At 30.9% G+C, this 19,475-nt stretch carries 18 protein-coding genes and 1 tRNA gene; 15 read left to right on the forward strand and 4 right to left on the reverse strand.

Translation table 11 applies throughout. The annotated features are described in order from the left end of the window. Positions 1-140 precede the first annotated feature (140 nt). From htpG to M2651_RS10665, 6 genes are all read left to right on the forward strand, one after another. On the forward strand, positions 141-1,988 hold the full coding sequence (gene htpG, locus M2651_RS10640; protein ID WP_252132333.1) for a molecular chaperone HtpG: 1,848 nt from the start codon (positions 141-143) through the stop codon (positions 1,986-1,988). A 137-nt stretch (positions 1,989-2,125) separates the two neighbouring features. After that, complete coding sequence (locus M2651_RS10645; RefSeq protein WP_252132334.1) at positions 2,126-3,436, forward strand: MFS transporter; 1,311 nt, start codon at positions 2,126-2,128, stop codon at positions 3,434-3,436. Between the two features lie 272 nt (positions 3,437-3,708). After that, a complete protein-coding gene (gene asnS, locus M2651_RS10650) occupies positions 3,709-5,100 on the forward strand; it encodes an asparagine--tRNA ligase (RefSeq protein WP_252132335.1) in 1,392 nt (463 codons plus the stop codon). Between the two features lie 126 nt (positions 5,101-5,226). Then, the gene (locus tag M2651_RS10655) at positions 5,227-6,654 is read left to right on the forward strand and encodes an MFS transporter (protein ID WP_286207986.1); all 1,428 of its coding nucleotides are present in this window, start codon (positions 5,227-5,229) and stop codon (positions 6,652-6,654) included. A gap of 118 nt (positions 6,655-6,772) precedes the next feature. Further along, a complete protein-coding gene (locus M2651_RS10660) occupies positions 6,773-7,042 on the forward strand; it encodes a DUF1294 domain-containing protein (RefSeq protein ID WP_252132336.1) in 270 nt (89 codons plus the stop codon). Positions 7,043-7,117: 75 nt separating this feature from the next. Further along, positions 7,118-7,291 (forward strand): hypothetical protein, encoded by a 174-nt coding sequence (locus M2651_RS10665; RefSeq protein WP_252132337.1) that lies wholly within the window; start codon positions 7,118-7,120, stop codon positions 7,289-7,291. A 33-nt stretch (positions 7,292-7,324) separates the two neighbouring features. Here M2651_RS10665 and M2651_RS10670 read toward each other — a convergent pair whose 3' ends face one another. After that, positions 7,325-8,176 (reverse strand): YihY/virulence factor BrkB family protein, encoded by an 852-nt coding sequence (locus tag M2651_RS10670; RefSeq protein WP_252132338.1) that lies wholly within the window; start codon positions 8,174-8,176, stop codon positions 7,325-7,327. A gap of 134 nt (positions 8,177-8,310) precedes the next feature. Between M2651_RS10670 and M2651_RS10675 the strand changes: the two genes are divergently transcribed. The 3 genes from M2651_RS10675 (at position 8,311) to M2651_RS10685 (ending at position 10,444) form a co-directional block, all read left to right on the forward strand. Beyond that, a complete protein-coding gene (locus M2651_RS10675; protein ID WP_252132339.1) occupies positions 8,311-9,228 on the forward strand; it encodes an alpha/beta fold hydrolase in 918 nt (305 codons plus the stop codon). A 229-nt stretch (positions 9,229-9,457) separates the two neighbouring features. Continuing rightward, a complete protein-coding gene (locus tag M2651_RS10680; protein ID WP_252132340.1) occupies positions 9,458-9,856 on the forward strand; it encodes an HNH endonuclease in 399 nt (132 codons plus the stop codon). 198 nt (positions 9,857-10,054) lie between these two features. Next, entirely contained in the window at positions 10,055-10,444 is a 390-nt protein-coding gene (locus M2651_RS10685) for a hypothetical protein (protein ID WP_252132341.1), read from the forward strand. Between the two features lie 83 nt (positions 10,445-10,527). Here the strand turns inward: M2651_RS10685 and M2651_RS10690 are convergent, their stop codons facing one another. After that, entirely contained in the window at positions 10,528-10,929 is a 402-nt protein-coding gene (locus tag M2651_RS10690; protein WP_252132342.1) for a LytA/YqiH family protein, read from the reverse strand. 241 nt (positions 10,930-11,170) lie between these two features. Between M2651_RS10690 and M2651_RS10695 the strand changes: the two genes are divergently transcribed. The 5 genes from M2651_RS10695 to nifJ all read left to right on the forward strand — a co-directional run bounded on the left by M2651_RS10695 (position 11,171) and on the right by nifJ (position 18,661). After that, entirely contained in the window at positions 11,171-12,424 is a 1,254-nt protein-coding gene (locus tag M2651_RS10695; RefSeq protein WP_252132343.1) for a D-alanyl-D-alanine carboxypeptidase family protein, read from the forward strand. Between the two features lie 367 nt (positions 12,425-12,791). Beyond that, positions 12,792-13,967, forward strand: a complete 1,176-nt coding sequence (locus M2651_RS10700) for a S1C family serine protease (protein ID WP_252132344.1) — start codon at positions 12,792-12,794, stop codon at positions 13,965-13,967. Between the two features lie 151 nt (positions 13,968-14,118). Beyond that, positions 14,119-14,298 (forward strand): small, acid-soluble spore protein, alpha/beta type, encoded by a 180-nt coding sequence (locus M2651_RS10705; protein ID WP_252132345.1) that lies wholly within the window; start codon positions 14,119-14,121, stop codon positions 14,296-14,298. Positions 14,299-14,419: 121 nt separating this feature from the next. Further along, on the forward strand, positions 14,420-14,962 hold the full coding sequence (locus M2651_RS10710; RefSeq protein ID WP_252132346.1) for a YdbT family protein: 543 nt from the start codon (positions 14,420-14,422) through the stop codon (positions 14,960-14,962). A gap of 174 nt (positions 14,963-15,136) precedes the next feature. Then, positions 15,137-18,661, forward strand: coding sequence for a pyruvate:ferredoxin (flavodoxin) oxidoreductase (nifJ, locus tag M2651_RS10715; RefSeq protein ID WP_252132347.1), 3,525 nt, complete (start codon positions 15,137-15,139; stop codon positions 18,659-18,661). Between the two features lie 53 nt (positions 18,662-18,714). Here nifJ and M2651_RS10720 read toward each other — a convergent pair whose 3' ends face one another. Then, entirely contained in the window at positions 18,715-18,882 is a 168-nt protein-coding gene (locus M2651_RS10720) for a CDIF630_02480 family spore surface protein (protein ID WP_252132348.1), read from the reverse strand. A gap of 183 nt (positions 18,883-19,065) precedes the next feature. Here M2651_RS10720 and M2651_RS14365 point away from each other — a divergent pair, with 183 nt between their 5' ends. After that, positions 19,066-19,194: a hypothetical protein gene (locus M2651_RS14365; RefSeq protein ID WP_286207987.1), complete on the forward strand. Its 129-nt coding sequence runs from the start codon at positions 19,066-19,068 to the stop codon at positions 19,192-19,194. 32 nt (positions 19,195-19,226) lie between these two features. Here the strand turns inward: M2651_RS14365 and M2651_RS10725 are convergent. Then, a tRNA-Ala gene (locus M2651_RS10725) sits at positions 19,227-19,302 on the reverse strand. Positions 19,303-19,475: the final 173 nt, after the last annotated feature.

Consider the following 19,475-nt stretch of genomic DNA (forward strand, 5'->3'; position numbering starts at 1 on the left):
ATCTTAAGTTTAAGGTATAGGCTTTCTTTGTTTGTATTTCATTTATGTCAAGAAGATTAATATACCATATATTGACACAGATTAATTATAGTTATAAAATATTTAATGAAATTTAGAAGAACAAAGGAGGAATATCAATCATGTATAAAGAAAATGGAAATATTTCCATTCATACTGAGAACATTTTTCCTATAATAAAAAAATGGTTGTATTCTGATAAGGATATTTTTGTAAGAGAACTTATCAGTAATGCCAGTGATGCTATTAGTAAATTAAAAAGACTGGCTTCTATAGGTGAAGCAAATATAAATGCAGATACAAAATTTGAAGTAAGAGTATTGTATAACAAAGATAATAATACTATTAAATTTATTGACAATGGAATAGGAATGACTGCAGATGAAGTTAAAAAGTATATAAATCAGGTTGCTTTCTCTGGAGCTGAAGATTTTATATCAAGATATAAGGATAAGATGGATGAAGCTAATCAAATAATAGGACACTTTGGACTTGGTTTTTATTCATCTTTCATGGTTTCAGAGAAAGTAGAAATAGATACATTGTCTTTTAAGGAAGGAGCAGAGGCAGTTAAGTGGAGATGTACAGGTGGTACAGAATATGAGCTTGAAGCTTCTGAAAGAAGTGAAAGAGGGACAACCGTTACGTTATACCTTGACGAAGAAGGAAAGGAATTCTTAAATGAGTATAAGCTTAGAGAGATAATTGAAAAACATTGTTCTTTTCTTCCAGTAGAAATATACTTAGAGAATGAAAAGGAAGAAAGGAAGGAAGATAGAAAACCTTTAAACGATACTCAACCTCTTTGGACAAAAAATCCAAAGGATTGTACAGATGAAGAGTATAAAGAGTTTTATACAAAGGTATTTAAAGATTTTAAGGAACCTTTATTCTGGATACATTTAAATGTAGATTATCCATTTAACTTGAAGGGGATACTTTATTTTCCAAAGCTAAAGCATGAGCTGGATGCTAGTGAAGGTCAGATTAAGCTTTATAACAATCAAGTATTTGTTGCTGATAATATAAAGGAAATCATACCAGAGTTTCTGCTTCTTTTAAAAGGAGTAATTGATTGTGCTGATTTGCCTCTTAATGTATCAAGAAGTTTTCTTCAAAAGGATGCTAATGTTATTAAAATTTCAAAGCATATTACTAAGAAAGTTTCAGATAAGCTTACTGAACTGTTCAAAAAAGAAAGGGATAAATATAATAGTTTCTGGGATGATATAAATGTATTTATAAAATATGGCTGCATGAGAGATGAAAGCTTTTATGACAAAGTAAAAGATATTTTAATCTTTAAAACTACAAATGAAGAGTATATAACTTTGCAGCAATATCTGGAAAGAAATAAAGAAAAACATGAAAAGAAAGTTTTTTATGTAAATGATGAGGTACAGCAGGCTCAATATGTTAAACTTTTCAAGGAAAATAATCTAGAGGCTATAATATTAAATTCTGCAATTGACAGTCATTTTATTAATTTCTTAGAGATGAAGGAAAGTGGAGTTCAGTTTAACAGGATTGACTCAGACCTTTCTGATGTACTTAAGGATAATGAAGCTGCTGTGGATGAAAGTAAAGCTAAAGAACTGGAAGATATGTTTAAAGCTAATTTAGGCAAGGACAAATTGACAATTAAGGTAGAGAGCCTTAAGGCAACAAGAATACCTGCTATAATGCTTTTATCTGAGCATTCAAGAAGAATGCAGGAAATGAGTGCAATGTTTAGAGGCATGGATGTTAAGAATATGTTTCCAAGTGAAGAAACTTTGGTAATAAATAAAAACAGTGAACTTATTAATGCCCTTCTTGATATGAGTAATAACGAGGATAAAAAAGAAGATATAAAGCTTATTTGCGAGCATATATATGATTTAGCACTTATAGGAAATAAACAGCTGGGAGCAGAAGAGATGGCTAAGTTTATAGAAAGAAGCAATAAAATATTGGAAAAACTTATATAGTTTTATAAGAACTAAGCATTGTTGTGCTTAGTTCTAGTTTTTTGCCTGATTAATTGTAAAAATACCATATTGAAGTGGCTGAAATAGTAATCTATAATCTATAATGTAATAAAATAATTAAAATAGAGGAAAATTGTATGAAATTTAAACAATTATTACATAAAGCCTACTTCAATTCTTCAATTCTTAATAGAAGGGATTATGAGAGAGGAAGAAAGTTATTTATTTTTGAAGGTAGCACTGGTATGGGGGTTTTTTTCCTTACAACTGGTGCATTTTTATCAGGTTTAGCAAACTATATGGGTGCCTCTGATGAATTTAATGGAATAATAGGGGCTATACCTGTTTTTGCAGGTGTAGCGCAAATGTTCTCATCTTTAGTTTTCGAAAAACTTCATCGTAGAAAATTTTTAATTAGCCTGCTGTGCTTGATTTTTAGGCTGCTGCTTGGAATTATGTTTTTTATTCCATTATTTACAAGCAATACAGCATTGAGGCTTGCTTTATTAGCTGTAATCTATGGATTAGCCTATTCATTATCAGCGTTTATTACTCCAGCTCTTTCTAATTGGTTAATAGACTTGACACCTGTAAATATCAGGGGGAACTATTTGGCACGTAAAGATGCTTTTTCACTCGCTTTTATTACAGTAATTACTTTTGTTTTGGGAAAGATGTTAGATATATTTAAACAGAATAATAATGAAATCAGTGGTTTTGTAATACTTGGTTTAATTATTATATTTTTAGGTGTTAGTAATTTTGGTTTTCTAACTTATATTAAGGAACCTGTCATTGAAAAAATAAACAATGATATAAAATTAAAACATATTTTTATTAAACCTGTTAAAGATAAAAAGTTTAGGCTAATAATTATACTGTTTATAACATGGAACATTGCACTTCAGATAGCTGGACCTTTTTTCTCTGTATATATGGTTACCAGATTAAATTTAAGTTATATGTATATTATGGTAATGGGTGTTATAAGCTCACTAGTACGAATGTTTATAGTGCCAATCTGGGGAAGGATTGCAGATAACAAGTCCTGGGTTACATGTACTAAATATTCCATTGGGCTTTTGGCTGTATGTCATTTTTTATGGTTATTTGTAAATAACATAACTGTGATTTTTTTGGTTCCGTTACTTCATGTTATAGGCGGAATGGCTTGGGCAGGAATAAATATTGCTCTTTTTAATATACAGTTTTTATTCTCTCCTAAGGAAGGACGAACTATGTATCTAGGTTTAAATGCAGCAGTTGGAGGATTATTAGGGTTTTTAAGCACAATAGTAGGCTCCAGGATTTTAACTCTTCTTGGAGATAATGGAGTTACTTTTTTTAATTTTAATTTTAGTAATATGCAGATATTATTTTCAATATCCGGGATATTATTAACAATATGTACTTTATATATAAACTTATTTATCAAGGAAAACAATTAGTAAAATCAGAGATATTTCATATTGACATATTACTAATAAGTTAATATAATGAAAATAATCGTTTAATATTCAAAAATATTGAAGAGATGGGCAGCTATAAGTGTGGATTTAAAGAAAGCTAGTAATGGTGTAAAGCTGGCTTATTTTTAAGCAATTTGGGTGCCACGGAGTAAGTTAACCTTTCGTCCCATTTTTTTGTGACGAAAGTTTTTTATTTCACATAAATATTACTAATATAGTTAAAAAATAATAGAAGGCAGGAGGTATAAGTTATGGAAAATGTAGTTGTAAAACAGTTATACAGAGAAACGGAAAAGTATTCAGGAAAGATAATAAGAATATCTGGTTGGGTAAGAACAATTAGAGCGTCTAATGTTTTTGGTTTTATAGAACTAAATGATGGAACCTTTTTCAAAAATCTACAGATAGTATTTGAGAGTGATTTAGAGAATTATAAAGAGGTTTCCAAGCTTCCAATCAGTTCTTCTGTAACAATAGAGGGAGAGTTTGTCGTAACACCAGAGGCAAAACAGCCTTTTGAGCTTAAAGCAAAGAACATAATAATTGAGGGATTATCACATCCTGATTTCCCGTTACAAAAGAAAAGACATAGTTTTGAGTATTTAAGAACAATAGCTCATCTAAGACCAAGAGGAAATACTTTTTCAGCAGTTTTCAGGGTGCGTTCTCTGGCAGCTTACGCTATACATAAGTTTTTCCAGGAAAGAGGCTTTATTTATGTTCACACACCAATAATAACAGGCAGTGATGCTGAAGGTGCAGGAGAAATGTTTAGAGTAACAACTTTAGATATGAACAATCCTCCAAGAGATGAAAAGGGTAATATAGATAATAAAGAGGATTTTTTTGGAAAAGAAACAAACTTAACTGTAAGTGGTCAGTTAAATGCAGAAACCTTTGCTTTAGCTTTTAAAAATGTGTATACCTTTGGACCAACCTTTAGAGCAGAAAATTCTAATACTGCAAGACATGCTGCAGAGTTTTGGATGATAGAGCCGGAAATAGCTTTTGCAGAACTTGAAGACAATATGGAATTAGCTGAAGACATGGTTAAATATGTAATAAACTACGTTATGGAAAATGCTCCGGAAGAGATGGAATTTTTCAATAAGTTTATAGATAATACATTATTTGAAAGGTTAAATAATGTAGTTAGTTCTGACTTTGGAAGAATTACTTACACTGAAGCTATCGAAATACTTGAAAAAAGTGGAGAAAAGTTTGAATATCCAGTTAAGTGGGGAATTGACCTTCAAACAGAGCATGAGAGATATATTACAGAAAAATACTTTAAAAAACCTGTTTTTGTTATAAATTATCCTAAGAATATTAAAGCTTTCTACATGAGATTGAATGAAGATGGAAAAACAGTAGCAGCTATGGATTTATTAGTTCCAGGAGTAGGAGAGATTATAGGCGGAAGTCAAAGAGAAGAACGACTTGAGGTACTTGAAGCTAGAATGGATGAGCTTGGACTTAAAAAGGAAGACTATTGGTGGTATTTAGAGCTTAGAAAATATGGTGAAACTAAGCATGCTGGCTTTGGTCTTGGCTTTGAAAGAATAATAATGTATATAACAGGAATGTCAAATATAAGAGACGTAATTCCATTCCCTAGAACTACAGGAACTGCAGAGTTTTAATAACAAAAGGAACAGCAATTAGATAAATAAATCTGTATGCTGTTTCTTTTGTTATTTTGGTCTGTTATGAAGTTTATTTGCTTAAAGTAAAGACTGAAGAATATAAAAGGAAAGAAGGGTTAGAAGTTGATATATAGCGAAGGAGAAGTAAATAATAGAAAGTGGCTTATACTGTCCGTTGTGCTTTTAGGTCCTTTTATGTCAACCTTAGATAGCAGTATTGTTAATGTAGCACTGCCAACGATAGCAGAAAAGCTAGAAGTTGGTATGGGAGCCATTCAATGGATAGTAACCAGCTACTTAATAGTAATATCTTCCAGTATATTGATTTTTGGAAGAATAGCTGATTTGAAGGGAAAAAAGCTTGTTTATCAATATGGTTTTTTAATATTTTCTATAGGTTCTTTATTTTGCGGGTTATCAAAGACAATTGCTATGCTCATCATGTCAAGGGTTATTCAAGCCATAGGAGCAGCAATGACCATGTCCTGCAGTCAGGCAATTATAACAAGTGTATTTCCACAGAATGAAAGAGGAAGAGCTTTAGGACTTTCTGGTACTACAGTTGCACTAGGTACAATGCTTGGTCCCCCTATAGGAGGAATTATGGTTTGGGCATTTAATTGGGAATCCATATTTTTGATTAATATTCCAATTGGTATTGCTGCTTTTATTCTTGGAGCAAAACTACTTCCAAAGGATATAAAAATAAACGAGGAGAGTTTTGATATAGCAGGAGCTTTAATCTTTGCATTTGGCATAGTAGCTTTGTTTTGGGCAATGCTTAGTGCTGAAACAATGGGTTGGAGAAATAAATACATAATAGTTAGTTTTATAGCAGCTATTATTAGTTTTATTTTATTTTATTATTGTGAAAAAAGAGTAGCACATCCTATGGTTGATTTTACAATGTTTCATAACAAATTGTTTACAGTAAGCATATTTTGTGCATTTATATCTTTTACCGTTTTATTTTGTACAAATATAATTCATCCTTTTTATCTGCAGAGTGCTCTTAATATATCTTCTGAAAAAGCTGGACTGCTTATGATGATTTATCCTATTTTTGTAGCAGTAGTTGCACCTATCAGCGGATATTTATCAGATAAAATAGGAAGTGAGATTTTAACTTTGATAGGACTTGTATTGATTACTCTTGGATTGATATCTATGTCTTTTTTAAATTTAAATTCAAGTTATTTATCCATCATATTAAGAGTTGCAATTATTGGAATAGGAAATGGGCTTTTCCAGTCTCCTAATAACTCTCTTGTGATGTCTACAGCTTTAAGGCATAAACTCGGTATTGCAGCAAGTATTAATGCTCTCACTAGAAATTTAGGAATGGTGTTTGGCATTGCATTTTCATTAACATTGCTTTATAACAGAATGAGTTCTAAAATTGGTTATCCAGTAAACAGTTTTGTTAAAGGGAGAGAAGATGTATTTATATATGCTATGAGTTTTGTTTACAGAACTGCTGGTGTTATTTCCTTAATAGGAATAGTTCTGACATTGTTAAGACTAACAGATAAGAAAAAGGGAACAAACTAGTTTAAAAGGTGCAATAATTTGCACCTTTTATAATTTATATTAAAGAAAATAAATAATAGATGCTATAATAAACATATAATTAATAATAAAAATATTTTTATTCAAGTAGGGGGATAAGATGATAATAATTTTGATTTATTTGCTGCTTATAAATAGTTTGGCTATTTTTGTTATGTATTCAGATAAACGAAAAGCCAGAAAAGGTTATTGGCGAATACCTGAACAAAAGCTTTTTATTATAGCACTTTTATTTGGAAGTCCTGGTATTTTAATAGGAATGAATCTGTTTCGTCATAAAACAAGGCATTTTAAATTTGTATATGGAATACCGATTATTTTGATAATACAAATTTTTATTATATACAAGTTTTTAAAATTCTTTTATTAAATTTTTTATATATAAGTTGTTTTCTTTCTGGGTAATCTAATAAAGGAGACTTTTAAACTTAAAGGAGATGATTTTATGGCTCAGAATAAGAGAAAATTTTTTGCTGAAGAAGCAAAATTACAATCAAGACAGGATAAAGATTTTAATAGTTTAAATTCTAAAACTGGTTATAAGGATACAGGAAATGAAGCTCAAGTTCATGCAAAAGCAAGGGCTATGAGACAAAGTGATAATGGCTCCCATATGTAAAAATATTAAAGCCTGTACAAGTAAGTGCAGGCTTTAATATTTTTTTCCTTTATGCTTTTCAAGGTCAAGTTTTCTATAGGCTAAGGTTGCATTAATTTCTCCCCCTATTAATATTATAATTGAGCTGATAAATAGCCAGGACATAAGTGCTATAACTGCTCCAATGCTTCCGTAAATTTTTGAATAACTGCCAAAATTATTTACATAGAAAGAAAATAGTAAAGACAATAATGTCCATCCAATTGTAGTAAAAATAGCTCCAGGTAAGGTTTCTTTCCAATTAAGACGTTTACTTGGAGTATATCTGTATACAACTGTAAAAACTATTATCATGACAATCAATCCAACAGTATATCTTCCGAAATCCATTAAAAATTCTAAAGAAGCAGTATATTTTAATTTATTTATTAATAGTCTTCCTCCTAATTCACCAAATACTAAAAGAGCAAAGGTAATAATAATAATTAAAACTAGACCTATTGTACACAGCATAGCTGTGAGCTGCACTTTCCAATAAGGTCTTTTTTCCTTTTCGTCATAAGCCCTGTTTAATCCTCTTATTACAGCATTAAAACCGTTTGAGGCAGTCCATATAGTAGTTATCATACTAAAGGATAATAAGTCGCTTCTTTTTGTATCTACAACCTCTGATATAGTGTTTTTTATAAGTTTTAAAACTTCAGCAGGAAGAATTGTTCCTAGAGCTTTAATCACATCTTCACTTTTTATTGAACTGTAACCTATAAGAGTCATAAGAAGTATTAAGAATGGAAAAAAAGATAATAGAAGGCTGTAAGCAAGCTGAGAAGCCATGGCGGTTATTTCATCATCTATATATCTAAATATAAGACTTCTTATAAAGCTTCTTTTTTTATATCTGACCAAAATTGATGCCTCCTTATAAATAATACTGTAAATAGTATATTATTTAAAGATAAAATATATTATACTTTCAGTTATATTATTTTATACCCTAATGTAAATAATATTATTGCTATTAAATGTTAAAGGTGAAAGACATGATAAAAAAGACAATTTTTGATGAAAAACAGATGGCAGAGAAAAGTATATTTAAAAGCTGTGGCAAGTTTATAGATTTTGATGGAGAAGGAGTAAAAAACTTTGTAGTTGAAAAAGGAAAAGGAAAAAATATTATATTTATTAATGGAATTGCAGCATGCGTTTATACATGGAGAGCAGTTTTAGATATATTATCACGCGAATTTCATGTTTTTGGTGTAGATTTTAAAGGTACTGGTTTTTCTGATAAGCCTGAAGGTGAGTATAGTATAAATGTATTTACTAATCAACTTGTTGGTCTTATGAAATATTTTAATATGGATAAAGCAGTTTTAGTAGGAAATTCTCTTGGTGGTGAAGTAGCACTGGATTTTGCTGTTAAATATCCTGAAAAAGTAAGCAAACTAGTGTTAATTGATAGTGCTGGTTATATGAAAAACAAAAAGATGATGAGAATTTTAGTAAGGCTGAGTAGATACAAGGTAATATCGAGTATTTTAAAAAAATGTATTACGAGAAATTTTATAAAAAAAATAGCTCAATGGGCAGTTTTTGATGATAAAATTGTAGATGTAAAAATGGTAGACTCTTATTATAAAACTATGAATACAAAAGGTGGTTTTAGTGCTTTTATCGAACTTGTGAAAAATTTAAGTTATACAGAATTTAATTACGAACAAGTTAAAAATATTAAATCATCTACCTTGATTATATGGGGAAAAGAAGATAAGTGGATACCAGTAAGTGATGCTTTTAGACTTCACCAAGATATTAAAAATTCAAAACTTGTTATTTTAAATGATTGCGGTCATGGGCCTCAAGAGGAAAAGCCTGAAAAAGTTGCAGAGCTAATAAGAGATTTTATTAATGATAAATTGAATGATGGTAAAAGTGGTAAGGATATATTTTATAATTAATCTTACCACTATTTATTTTGAATTTTTTCAAAATAAATAATAGGAAACTATGCTGTTTCAGTAGAAATTTTTTTAAAAGTGTCAATATTTCTATATAAATATGATATAATTATATTAAGTAATTCACAACTTATAACAAATATTGAGACACGGCTTTTTAAGCTGGGCTTCATAAAACAAAACAGAGGAAGTTCAAAAGTCTTTCTAAACAAATCAGGGAGGGTTGTTATTGTATAAGTGTGAAATATGTGGTAGAAAAGCTGACATTCATCACATTGTTCATAAGAATGAAGGGGGATTGGATTTCCCTTTAAATTACAAGTGTTTATGTCCAGAGCATCACAGAGGTAAAGAAGGTCCGCATAGAAACAGTAAGATTGATATAGAGTATAAACTTGAGCTGCAGGATAAACTTGAAGGAATTTTATCTAAGGATTTTTATACAATAGAGGAACTAATTGAGTTATTGAGTCTTAATAAAACTAAAGCTAAGAAATATTTTAAAGAACTTAAGCTTTATAAGGAAGGTTACAGGAAAAGCGATGTAATATATAGACTCATGGGTAAAAAAGAATATAATGAGTATATGCTTGAAGATTATTACGATATGATGGTTATGTTTATATAAATTACGGACTGTTGATTTTTCAACAGTCCGTTCGTTTTGCTTAAAAAAGATAATCCATATTTATCAGTATAGCTATTTAGTTTTTGAAATAATTATAGAAAAATTTTGAAATTTGGTCATTTTGGTAAAAATTAAATAGTATTTTAATCTTTTAAACAGCAACAATATTAATGAATAGTTTAAAAGGAGTGATTTTGCATGAGCCATAAAGATAGAGAAATTCAAAAAAAAGCACAGCAACGCGAAAATGCAAGAAGAGTAGATGATCTTATAAATTTAGTAGAGAATAAAACAAGAACAGAAAGACATTTAGAGCAGCATTCAGATATTGGAGATCCAGATAGACTTCCTCATGTGTATGAAGTGCAAAATGCAAGAGAAGAGCAGATAGAAAATCTTAAAAATGCAATAGTATATGGGGATAATACTAAAAATGATACTGGTGATCAGCTTGAAAGTTTAAAGAAAAACTATACCTTTGCTGAAGGTTATATAAAACATAACGCTGATCATATGGATCCTCAAGCACTTCAAAACCTGAAAGAAAAACAAGAACACAGAAAAGAACAAATGGATATACTACAATAGCATAATAAATCTGCTGAGAAACTAATCTCAGCAGATTTATTATTGTTTTATATTATACATCATTAATGGTGGTTTAGAAATTTTTATTTAATTTTAATGCTATTTAAAATGGTTTGTCCATTATTATTTTTATAATAAGTTATTTCTACTTTACAACCTTCTTTGTAAGCATTAGAATCAAAACTTTCTTTTACTGCATCAGAGAAATAAAAGGCTGTAGGCTTGTTGTCAACTTTAATTTCAACAGAGTTTCCATCTATTTGACCAACATATATACCTGAGGAAGTTGTTAAATTTTGCTTTTCAGTAGGTTTATCTGTTTTGTTATCTTTCGTTGAAGTATCAGCAGAAACAGAAGCTGGCTCAGATTTAGATTGTTCGCTGACTGAAACCTTTTGATTATTTTCTATTTTTGATGTACTACAAGCAGTAAGACCTGTTATTAATAATAAAATACTTAAAAAGGTTATAATAAATTTTTTCATTATTTATACACCACCTTTAAATTTCTGTTTATATGTAGAAAAGATTACTCAGTTTTATATAAATTATAATTTAAATGATTAAATTATGCAATATAATATAGTTTCTTAATCTTTTCTTTTAAACAAACTATTTTGAAGTATCTATATTTAAAAATTTTACAAGTCATATTTACTTGTCCAATAAAACTTTAGATGATATACTAATTAGGGTAAAAAATTTCTAAAGATGGAGAGATGCAGAATGAAACGTGCTTCACTAAGTTTTTTATTAGCTTCAATATTGATTTTTACTGGAATAGGAAATGTAAGAGCAGCAGGCAGCGAAATGCCTAAAATTGAAGGTAAAGCAGGAATAACTATAGATATAGACACAGGGGAAATTATTTATGCAAATAATATAGATGAAAAATATTATCCTGCTAGTACTACAAAGCTTTTGACAGGATTAGTGTTTGCAGAGAATAAAAGTAAATCAGATGAAATTAAATATACTGAAAGTGCAAAAAATCAGCCGCCTTATTCAATAGATAAAACTTTGCACAAAATGCAGATTGGAGAAAGTATGAGTGCAGAAGATACTTTGGATGCGCTTTTAATATTTTCGGCTAATGATTCTGCTTATATGATAGCGGATAGTGTTAGTGGTGATAGTGCCAGATTTGCTGATTTGCTTAATGAAAGAATTAAAAAATTAGGATTAAAAAATACTCACTTTGTAACAGCAAATGGACTGCATAATCCAGAGCATTATACTACACCTTATGATTTAAGCGTAATAGGAAGAGAAGCCTTTAAAAATGATTGGGTAAGAGAAACAATGGCTAAAAAAGAAAGTGAGATAAACACTTCAACTGGCGCTAAGATGTTTATAAAAAATTGGAACAAGCTTCTTGGTATTGATGGATGTATAGGCGGTAAAACAGGGTATACTGACCAGGCTGGAAGAGTTCTTGTTGCTTTTTTTGAAAGAAATGGTAGGAAAATGGCTGGTGTAGTAATGAAATCTGTCTATGACAGCGAAGATACAGCGGTATTCGAGGATATGAAAAAAATTATTGATTGGAGTTATAATGCACAGCCTGTTACACTTCATAAAAGCGGAGATACGGTAAAGATTGAAACTATAAATTATAAGCCTTTTAAGTTCTTTGGACCAGAGAAAAAGGTAGAAGTTCCAATAATTCTGCGTGAGGATGTTAAATATTATGATAACAGCGTAAATAAAGCTGAAGTTAAAGAAAATTATAATATAGAAAATCTTAGTGTATGGAATTTAAACTCAGAGAAGGCTATAGGAACTTTTGAGCTTAAAGAAAGAGAAGCTTTAAAAAACTATAAGCTATACACAACAATATCTACAAAAGATATAATAAAGCAGAATACACTACTTTATTTAGGTGTTTCTTTAGCTGTAGTTATGGCTATAATTTTAGTATTGCTGTTAATACTAAAAATTAAAAGTTCAAGAAGAAAATCAAGAAATTATTATTATTAAAAATATAGCTGTATTTGAAATTCAAATACAGCTTTTTAGTGTAAAAAATAAAAGCTATTTTTTTTTAGAATTATTTTTAGAAGTGTTGCCGGATGATTTTTTATTGTCATTTTTCTTAGGCTCTTTCTTGTCTTTGTTTTTTGCCATCTTAATCCCTCCTATCCTTTAGTTATTATATTTATATTAGTAACCTGCAAATTTAGAATAAAATAATTATTTTATTTGTATATATTGTTAATATGTAAAAAATTTATAATATTTTGTTTTAATTTTGTTAACATAGATTACATTAAATTGTCAAAAAACTTCCTTATCATATGAATATAAAATTGATAAATATAATTCATATATGTGGAGGTAATAAATCATGGGACTGAAGAAAAAAATAGCATCTTACATAGCTGTAGGATTGGTTTGTTCAACAATAGGAGGAGGAGCGGCAGCTTTTGGTACTCTATATGTACTTCCTAATTCTACATTGCTACAAAATACACCATTATACAAAAGTATTGAAAGCAGTATGCAAAATAGTTTAAAAAGTAATGCACAAAACAATTTACAAAATAGTTCTGAAACCAAGAATACAGGTAGCAGTGTGTCTTTAACAACTGTGTCTGCAACTACTAATTCTGGAGTATCCAGTATAGTAAAAAAAGTAGCTTCTGCAGTAGTAGGGGTTGCTACTAAGAGCATCAGTACTGTGCAAAATCAATTTGGCAGATATACTCAAGGGCAGGAAGTAGAAGGAATAGGTTCAGGCGTAATCTTTAGCAAGGAAGGTTATGTACTTACAAATTATCACGTTATAGAAGGAGCACAGCAGGTAAAAGTAATATTAAGCAGTGGTAAAGAGGTTAATGCAAAAGTTGTAAACTACGATGCTAATATGGATGTGGCAGTAGTTAAAATAACTGATAATGTAGAGATTCCTGGAGTAGCTGAGTTTGGAGATTCTGACAGCCTAGAGGTAGGAGAACTGGCAGTAGCTATTGGAAATCCATTGGGAAAGGAATTTTTAGGTTCTGTAACTACGGGGGTAATAAGTGCATTAAATAGAGAAGTAGAAATTGAAAACAAAACTCTTACTCTTATACAAACTGATGCAGCTATTAACCCAGGAAACAGCGGGGGACCTCTTGTAAATTCGAATGGACAGGTTATTGGTATAAATACAGCAAAGTTAGGTGGAAACGGTGTTGAAGGTTTAGGTTTTGCAATCCCTATAAATTCTATAAAACCTAAGATTGAAAGTTTGCTTAAACCTATACTTAAAATAGGAATTTCTGGTACAGACATTGATGAACAGCTGTCAAAACAGTATAATCTGTCTGTAGGAGTTTATATTCAAGATGTTCAGGCAGCTTCACCAGCACAAAAAGCAGGTCTGAAAGATGGAGATATTATAGTTAAAATTGATGGACAAAAAATTTCTAGTGTAGATGATATTAATGCAATAAAAAGCAAACATAATGAAGGAGATATTATTAAAATAGAAGTAATTAGAGATGGCGAGAATAAAATTTTAGATTTAAAATTAGAATAGTAAAAATGGGAAGGTTAAGAATAAGCTGAGCCTTCTCATTTTTTATTCGAGTCTATTAAAAAGAAATTTAATAGAATTCAAATATAATAATTTAAGCAGCAGTTTTATTGGAGATAATATTAGAGAATAAAAATATAAGGAGGTAACAATTATGCCAGAAAATCATAGATTAGAACAAGCTATAAAGGATGGAGTACAATTACCTAAAGATAATTATTGGGGCAATGTGCCTTCAAAAATTTGTGGTGCCTATGGTGGTGCACTTGGCGGAAACTTTGTAAAAAATGCAGTTGAAAGCTTTGAAAACAAACTAGCAGATAAAGATAAATAAACTTATAATATAAAAATGGTAAGTGCAAGAAATTTTTGTAAAATTAAATTTTGCATTTACCATTTTTATGTTATAATAAAATTGGCACGATTTACAATAAACGTATATTGGGGGAAAATTTATGGACAAAGAAACTATAGTTTTAAAAACAAGCATTAAAGGAATTTTAGACGTATTAATCAAAAAATTAATAATAGTTGCAATAGCTGCAGCTTTTTATGCAGCCAGTGATAAGGTTCGTAAATATGTTGCAAATAAATATCATATAACTGATTCAATATTTAAAGCAGATATTTTAGGTACTGTATCTATGGTACTAGTTTACATAGTAATGGCTGTACTTTTTATTCTGCTATTAATAGCACTTTATAGATTTTTAATTTTATTTTATGAGCTGGGGAGAGTAACTACAATTGACTTTAGCAGTGGAAAGATAACAATAAAAAAGTATGATTTTCCTTTTGAAAAACAAATTTTTGAAAAAAAATTTAATAAAATTGTTGGTATAGAAATTGTACAAAAAACTATAGACAGAGCTGTAAAATGCGGCAATCTTTATATAGAATATCTTGTTTTAAGTAAAAATGATTCTAAGCTTAGGGGAATTGAAGTTCCTTACGTTCATAATCCAGCAGATATCAAGGACAGGCTATTAGAAGATTAATTAGCAATATATGCTGTAAATATCATCATAAATATGTGATGATATTTTTTTTTAAAATATTAAATCTTTAGGGAAATATTACTAATAATATGTATACTATTCCTCATCTTTCAAATAATAATTGAGAAAATAAATTTAGATAATTTTTTAGTATATAGAAGGAGGATTAGTTACATGGCAAAAAAAATGAAAACAATGGATGGTAATCAGGCAGCTGCTTATGTATCTTATGCGTTTACAGATGTTGCTGCCATATATCCTATTACACCATCTACTCCTATGGGAGAAGGAGTTGATGAATGGGCAGCTCATGGCAAGAAAAATATGTTTGGCCAGCCTGTTAAAGTAGCAGAAATGCAGTCAGAAGCAGGAGCAGCAGGAGCAGTACACGGTTCCCTTCAGGCAGGAGCACTTACAACAACATATACAGCTTCACAAGGTCTGCTCCTTATGATTCCAAACATGTATAAAATTGCTGGAGAGCATTTACCAGCAGTATTTCATGTAAGTGCTCGTGCTATCGCAGCGCACGCATTATCTATTTTTGGAGATCATCAAGATGTTATGGCAACAAGGCAGACAGGTTTTGCTCTTCTTGCTTCAAGTAATGTTCAGGAAGTTATGGATATGGCAACTATAGCTCATTTAAGTGCTATAAAAGGAAGAGTACCTTTCCTGCATTTCTTTGATGGATTTAGAACTTCACATGAAATACAGAAAATAGAAGTAATAGATTATGAGGATATGAACAGGCTTGTAGATCATAATGCTATTAAAGCCTTCAGAGATAATGCGCTTAATCCGGAACATCCCGTAGCTAGAGGTACAGCACAAAATCCAGATATTTATTTCCAAGGAAGAGAAGTTTCAAATCCATTTTATTTAGCAATACCTGATTTAGTTGAAAACTATATGAAGGAGATTAAAAATATTACAGGAAGAGAGTATCATCCTTTTGACTATTATGGAGATCCAAATGCTGAAAAAATTATAGTAGCCATGGGTTCAGTATGCGATACTATAAGCGAAGTAATAGATTACTTGAGAGGAAAAGGAGAAAAGGTGGGGATGATTAAAGTTCATCTTTACAGACCTTTTTCTGAAAAATATTTCTTTGATGTTCTGCCCAAAACAGTTAAGAAGATAGCTGTATTAGATAGAACAAAAGAGCCAGGTTCTCTTGGTGAACCATTGTATTTAGATGTAGCTAAGTTATTTTATAAGAAGGATAATAGTCCATTAATAGTTGGTGGAAGATATGGATTAGGCTCAAAAGATACAAGACCATCGCAAATATTAGCTGTTTTCAAAAATTTAGATAGTGCTAATCCGAAGGATAGGTTTACAATAGGAATAGTTGATGATGTAACACATACTTCACTTCCAGAGGAGGAAATAATTAATACTGGTTCAGAAGGTACAATAAACTGTAAGTTCTGGGGACTTGGTTCAGATGGTACAGTCGGTGCTAACAAGAGCGCTATAAAAATAATAGGAGACAATACAGATTTATATGCACAGGCTTATTTTTCCTATGACAGTAAAAAATCTGGTGGAAGTACAGTATCTCACTTAAGATTTGGAAAGCAGCCAATAAGATCTCCATATTTAGTATTCAGTGCAGATTATATAGCTTGCCACAATAAATCTTTCATCTACAATATAGATGTATTAAAGGGATTAAAGCAAGGAGGAACCTTTGTATTAAATTGTCCTTGGGATATGACTGAGCTTGAAGAAAAGCTTCCAGCTTACATGAAGAGATTTTTAGCTAAAAATAATATTAATTTTTATATAGTAGATGCAATATCAATTGCAAAGGAAATAGGTCTTGGAGCGAGAATAAATATGATAATGCAGGCTGCCTTTTTTAAGCTTGCTAATGTAATACCTGTAGAAGATGCGGTAAAATATTTAAAAGACTCTATTGAGCAGGTTTATGGAAAAAAAGGCGAAAAGATAGTTGAGATGAATAAGGCTGCTGTTGATAGGGGAATAGATGCAGTTAAAAAGGTTAATGTACCAACACATTGGGCAGAAGCTAAGGATGAATCAAAAGCAGCTAAAGAAGAACCTGATTTTATAAATAATATTCTGCGTCCAATGGCAAAACATGAAGGAGATGAACTTCCGGTTAGTGCTTTTGTTGGTATGGAAGATGGTACTTATCCTCTTGGAACTACAGCTTATGAAAAACGAGGAATAGCTCCAAATGTACCGGAATGGCAAATAGACAAATGCATACAGTGCGGACAATGTGCTTATGTATGTCCTCATGCTACTATTCGTCAATTCTTATTAACAGAAGAAGAACAAAAGAATGCTCCTGAAACCTTTTACAGTAAAAAAGCGGTTGGCAAAGGCCTTGAAAGCTATACTTATAGAATTCAAGTTGCACCGCTGGATTGCACTGGCTGCGGAAGCTGCGCAGATGTTTGCCCAGCTCCTGGTAAAGCACTAATAATGAAGCCGGCTGAAGAGCAAATTGTAAAACAGGAACATAATTGGGAATTTGCAATTAAACTTACACCAAAAGAAGATGTTATGGATAGAACAACTTTAAAAGGCAGTCAATTTATAACACCTCTTCTTGAGTTTAACGGAGCATGTCCAGGTTGCGGAGAAACTCCATATATAAGGTTATTGACTCAATTGTATGGTGAGAGAATGATGATAGCAAATGCAACAGGTTGTTCCTCAATTTGGGGTGCAAGTGCTCCTTCAATAGCTTATACAACCAATAAAGAAGGAAAAGGACCTGCTTGGGCGAATTCCTTATTTGAAGATAATGCAGAATTTGGATATGGAATGTATCTTGGTGCAAATCAAATAAGAAATAAAATCAAAGATTTAATGCTTGAAGGTTTACAATCAGATTTACCTGAAGAGGTTAGGGCAGTATTCAGGGAATGGCTTGACAATAAAGAAAATGGAGATGTATCAAAAGCAGTAAGTGCTAAGGTTGTTAATATATTAAGCGATGTTAAATATTCAAGCCATAGAATTGTTAAGGAAATATTGGATAGAAAAGATTATCTTGTTAAGAAATCTTTCTGGATGATAGGCGGAGACGGATGGGCTTATGATATAGGCTACGGTGGTCTTGACCATGTTCTTGCTAGTGGTGAAGATGTAAATGTGTTTGTTATGGATACAGAAATCTATTCAAATACTGGAGGCCAGGCATCTAAGTCTTCTCAAACAGCAGCTGTAGCAAAATTTGCAGCAGCTGGAAAGAATACTCGAAAGAAAGACTTGGGAATGATGGCAATGAGTTATGGCTATGTGTATGTAGCACAAATTGCTATGGGTGCAAATATGAATCATGCTATTAAGACTATAATTGAAGCGGAAAAGTATCCAGGACCATCACTTATAATAGCTTATGCTCCATGTATAAGCCATGGAATAAAGCTTGGTATGGGAACAAGTATAAAAGAAGAGAAAAAAGCTGTAGATGCAGGATATTGGCATTTATACAGATACAATCCTCTTTTAAAGGAAGAAGGAAAGAATCCATTTATTCTTGATTCAAAGGAGCCTACAGCTTCCTATAAAGATTTCTTAGAAGGTGAAATAAGATTCTCCTCATTAAAGAACGTTTTCCCAGAGAGAGCTGAAGAAATGTTCAGTTTAGCTGAAAAGAATGCTAAAGAAAGGTACAATACCTACAAGAGATTAGCTGAAATGCAGTATTAATTCACTAATAGCTTTTAAAAATAATAAAAATCCCCATCTTCTGGGGATTTTTATTATTTCTGATTTGAATCTACAAATTCTTTAGCATTCATAACCTCTGTTTCATCAGGAATACTTACGTTTGATAGTGGTTTTGTGTTTCCAACGTTAGCCCAGGATGCAGTGTCATGTTTTTCGATTGGTACAGAAACAAGTTTTTCTTTATAATTTGTATCTTTCATTTTATCCCTCCTTATTTTATTAGTATCTTCAAATTATGGAAAACTATAAGTGTTGTTTTATTGAATAATAAAATAAAAACTAATAATACTATAGATATCCAACTGATAAACAATTCATGTAAGTGGTTAAGAAACAATAAATGGTTAAGCTAAAACTAAATTTATAAGAAAGGGATGATTTAAATGACTTCTAAATCAGAAAAGAAAAGAAAGAATGATAATAAGACAACAAACGATAAGAAAGCTGATCCAATAACATTAGATGTAAAAGCAGATGCTGGTGGACCAGTAAGAGGTTTGCCAAAAATATAAAAAATGAGGCACTTAGTGCCTCATTTTTTATTTGGTGGAGCTAAGGGGGTTCGAACCCCTGACCTCTTGAATGCCATTCAAGCACTCTCCCAACTGAGCTATAACCCCGAATCGATTTTATTATAGCATGGAAAGCGTCATATTTCAATATTTATATTCATATTATTGGAAAGTAGAGGTGATTAACTTGAAAATGAAAACCATAAATGAAGGCACACAAATAAGACCCATTCCTTTTGTTCGAAAAAAAGAGGATCTCTTATAGGATCTATACAAAATAG

The sequence above is a fragment of the Clostridium caldaquaticum genome, from assembly GCF_023806125.1.
Taxonomy (GTDB): Bacteria; Bacillota; Clostridia; order Clostridiales; family Clostridiaceae; genus Clostridium_AT; species Clostridium_AT caldaquaticum.